The sequence below is a fragment of the Xanthobacter sp. BG11Y11_SDJG genome (assembly GCF_057364445.1).
The window spans coordinates 1-3,901 of the sequence record NZ_JBNFNU010000399.1; the positions used below are offsets into that span (position 1 = coordinate 1).

The 3,901-nt window shown below is 68.4% G+C and carries 3 protein-coding genes and 2 pseudogenes; 3 read left to right on the forward strand and 2 right to left on the reverse strand.

Annotated features, from left to right (window positions below; all coding sequences use genetic code 11):
• A partial coding sequence (locus AC2W7M_RS21570) for a hypothetical protein (protein ID WP_486134805.1) occupies positions 1 to 102 on the reverse strand: 102 nt, incomplete at its 3' end.
• Positions 72 to 440: pseudogene (locus AC2W7M_RS21575) on the reverse strand (adenosylcobinamide-GDP ribazoletransferase); the annotation flags it as partial. The gene AC2W7M_RS21570 and the pseudogene AC2W7M_RS21575, both read right to left, overlap by 31 nt.
• Positions 441 to 688: 248 nt before the next feature.
• Between AC2W7M_RS21575 and yajC the strand changes: the two are divergent.
• The 3 genes and pseudogenes from yajC to secF form a co-directional block, all read left to right on the forward strand.
• Positions 689 to 1,045 carry a preprotein translocase subunit YajC gene (gene yajC, locus AC2W7M_RS21580; RefSeq protein WP_486134801.1) on the forward strand — a complete coding sequence of 119 codons (357 nt, stop codon included), beginning with the start codon at positions 689 to 691 and terminating at the stop codon, positions 1,043 to 1,045.
• A 39-nt stretch (positions 1,046 to 1,084) separates the two neighbouring features.
• A pseudogene (gene secD / locus AC2W7M_RS21585) lies at positions 1,085 to 2,691 on the forward strand (protein translocase subunit SecD).
• 11 nt (positions 2,692 to 2,702) lie between these two features.
• Positions 2,703 to 3,901, forward strand: a 1,199-nt coding sequence (gene secF, locus AC2W7M_RS21590) for a protein translocase subunit SecF (protein ID WP_486134803.1), incomplete at its 3' end; no start/stop codon positions are given.

Sequence of the window (3,901 nt, forward strand, 5' to 3'; positions counted from 1 at the left end):
ACCGAAACCAGCGTCGCGAGGCATGTGACCTTGAGCAGCAGCGTCAGGGCCGAGCGCGCTCGCGCCATAGGTGCCGATGCGGCTGTCGCGCATGATCTCCAGCCGCCGCGCCGGATCGCGCCCGCCGCCGAAGCCGTCGCCGTGTCGGCGAGGCCGTCCTCGTGCACCGCGCCGGTGGCGAGCACCATCACCGCCACGGCCAGGACAGCCGCCGGGTCGGTGCCGAATCCCACCCAATGGCCCAGCACAAGGGTGGCGCCGCCGATGAGACCGATCACCGCGCCCGCCAGCGGGATGGCATAGGCGATGCGGTCGAGGTCCGGCGGCCCGTAGGCGTCCGCCGCGCCGGCCTTGGGCGCCACCGGCAGGCGGGAATAGAAGCGCAGGGCCACCAGGAGGTCTTCGGCGATCCGGTCGAGCTGCATCAGGGCGTTCCGCATCCGAAAGGAGAGGCGCCGGCCCGCCGCCGGCCCTTCTTGGGAGCCTTATTCGGGCCTCCGGTCAAGAGCGCCGACGGGCCAGGCGGGGGGCGTGCGGACTCGAAAGTTCCGTAACGGAATATGGTCGCAAGGCCGCATGCGAGCATGCGTTTGCATTCGACGGGCCGCCCGGTATAGTCCGGCCGCTTCGCCGAACCCCCAACGGGGGCGCGGCCATCCGAATTCCACGAACCACAACGAGGACGCTCATGTTCATCTCGCCCGCTTTCGCCCAGGGCGCTCCGGCCGCCGGCGGCGGTGCCGACATGCTCATCCAGCTCGCCCCGTTCCTGCTGATCTTCGTGGTGATGTACTTCCTCATCCTGCGTCCGCAGCAGAAGCGCGCCAAGGCGCACCAGGAGATGGTGAACGCCCTGCGCCGCGGCGACGTGGTGGTCACCGCCGGCGGCCTGATCGGCAAGGTGAGCCGCGTGATCGACGAGAACGAGATCGAGCTTCAGGTTGCCGACAATGTGAAGGTGCGCCAGCTGCGCGCCCACATCGCCTCGGTGCGCGCCAAGGGCGAGCCGGCCAAGGACGAGGTCATTCCGCCCCCGAATGTGTGAGCCGGCGACGAGTGAACCTTTCATAAGACTGCGCGCCCGATGCTGCACTTCTCCCGCTTCAAGACCGTGGCCATCCTCGTCATCACGGGGCTCGGCATATTGTTCGCACTGCCGAACGTGCTGCCGCAGCGCGTGCTCGACCATCTGCCGTCGTGGCTGGCCTCCAGCCACATCACGCTGGGCCTCGATCTGCAGGGCGGATCGCACATCCTGCTCGAGGTGGACGGGCCGGCGCTCATCAAGGAGCGCGCCGAGCAGGTGCGCGACGAGGTGCGGCGCGTGCTGCGCGACGCCAAGATCGGCTATTCCAACCTCGCCGTGCGCGACACCACGGTGAGCGTGCGGGTGCGCGACCCGGCCGATACCCAGAAGGCCGTGACCGAGCTGCGCAAGCTCGCCGTGCCCGTGACCGACACCCTGTTCGGCAATTCCACCGGCGAGATGGACCTGACCGTCTCCTCCGGCGCCGATGGCGCGGTCAGCGTGACCCTGACCCAGACCGGCCTCAACGCCCGCATCCGCTCGGCGGTGGACCAGTCGATCGAGATCATCCGCCGCCGCATCGACCAGCTCGGCACGGTGGAGCCCAACATCCAGCGCCAGGGCGCGGACCGCATCCTGGTCCAGGTGCCGGGCCTGCAGGATCCGCAGCGCCTGAAGTCGCTGCTGGGCCAGACCGCCAAGCTTTCGTTCCGCATGGTCGACATGTCCATGTCGCCCCAGCAGGCGCTGGAAGGCCGCCCGCCGGTGGATTCGGAGGTGCTCGAAGGCCCGAACGGCGAGCCCTATCTGGTGGAGAAGCAGGTGCGCGTCTCCGGCGAGGACCTGGTGGACGCGCAGCCGGGCTTCGACCAGCAGTCGCGCGAGCCGATCGTCTCGTTCCGCTTCAATTCCAATGGTGCGCGGCGCTTCGCGGTGGTCTCGCAGGAGGCGGTGGGCCGTCCCTTCGCCATCGTCCTCGATAACCACGTGATCTCCGCTCCGGTGATCCGCGAGCCCATCCTCGGCGGCTCGGGGCAGATTTCCGGCGGCTTCACCGTGCAGCAGGCCAACGACCTCGCCATCCTGCTGCGCGCCGGCGCCCTGCCGGCGCGCTCAAGGTGGTGGAGGAGCGCACCGTCGGCCCGAGCCTCGGCGCCGATTCCATCGAGAGCGGCAAGGTGGCGGCCTATGTGGCGTCCGGCCTCGTCGCCGTGTTCATGGTCTCGATCTACGGGCTGTTCGGCGTGTTCGCGCTGATCGCCTTGGTGGTCCACATCACCCTGATGTTCTCCCTGCAGTCGATCCTCGGGGCGACGCTGACGCTGCCCGGCATCGCCGGCGTCATTCTGACCATCGGCATGGCGGTGGATTCCAACGTCGTGATCTTCGAGCGCATCCGCGACGAGGCACGCGAAGGGCGCTCGGCCATATCCGCCATCGACAAGGGCTTCGTGAACGCGCTCGGCACCATCCTCGACGCCAACATCACCTCGCTCGCCACCGCCGTCATCCTGTTCCTCATGGGCGGGTCGGGACCGGTGCGCGGCTTCGCGGTCACCTACATCCTCGGCCTTCTGACCACCGTGTTCACCGCCTATACCCTGACGCGGCTGATGATCGCCTACTGGGTGAAGTGGCGGCGGCCGGCGAAGCTGCCCATCTGAAGGCGCCGAACATGCCCTTGATCGACTACATTCCGGCGCAGACCAACATCAAGTTCATGCGCCTGCGCCACTGGACGTTTCCGCTCTCGGCGGCGATGTCCCTGGTGGCGGTGATCCTGTTCGCCACCGTCGGCTTCAACCTCGGCATCGACTTCCGCGGCGGCACGCTGATCGAGGTCCAGTCCTCCCAGCAGCAGGCGGACATCGGCGCGCTGCGCGAGCATCTGACCGACCTCGACGTGGGCGACGTGCAGATCCAGGAATTCGGCTCGCCGCGCGACGTGCTGATCCGTGTCGGCTCCGCCGGCTCCGACGAGGCGCAGCAGGCCATGGTGGCCCGGGTGCGCGAGGCGATCGGCGCCGACTATTCCGTGCGCCGCGTGGAAACCGTCGGCCCCTCGGTCTCCGAGGAACTGGTGCGCCAGTCCATCCTCGCCATGGTGCTCGGCGCCTTCGCCGTGCTGGCCTATCTGTGGTTCCGCTTCGAGTGGCAGTTCGCGGTCGGCGCCATCGTCACGACGATGCACGACATCTTCGTCACGCTGATGATCTATTCGGCGTTCGGGATCGACTTCGACCTGACCTCCATCGCCGCCATCCTCACCATCATGGGCTATTCGCTCAACGACACGGTGGTGGTGTACGACCGCATCCGCGAGATGCTGCGGCGCTACAAGAAGATGCCGCTGCCGGAATTGCTCGACACGGCGGTGAACGCGACCTTCTCGCGCACCATCATCGTCTCCACCACCACCTTCCTGGCGACGCTGGCGCTCTATTTCTTCGGCGGCGAGGTGCTGCGCGGCTTCTCGCTCGCCATGACGGTGGGCGTGGTCATCGGCACCTATTCCACCATCTTCGTCGCCGCCCCCATCCTGATCCATCTGGGCCTGCGCGCCTCCACCGTCGGCACGGTGGAGAAGCCGAAGAGCGAGGACGTGCTGGACGTGGCGGAGAACGCCGAGCTGTTGGAGGTCGAGGAGGTCGCGGACGCCGCCAAGACGGTCCCGGCCGCCCCCAAGCCGGCGGTCACGGGCAGGAGCACCGCGAAGGGCAAGGCCGGCGTTGCCGCCAAGCCGTCGCCGGCCAAATCCGCGACAGCCAAGCCTGCGGCAGCGGCCAAGCCTGCGGCAGCAACCAAGCCTGCGGCAGCAACCAAGCCTGCGGCAGCGGCCAAGGGCAAGGCGGCCGGCCCGGCGGTTCCGGCGGG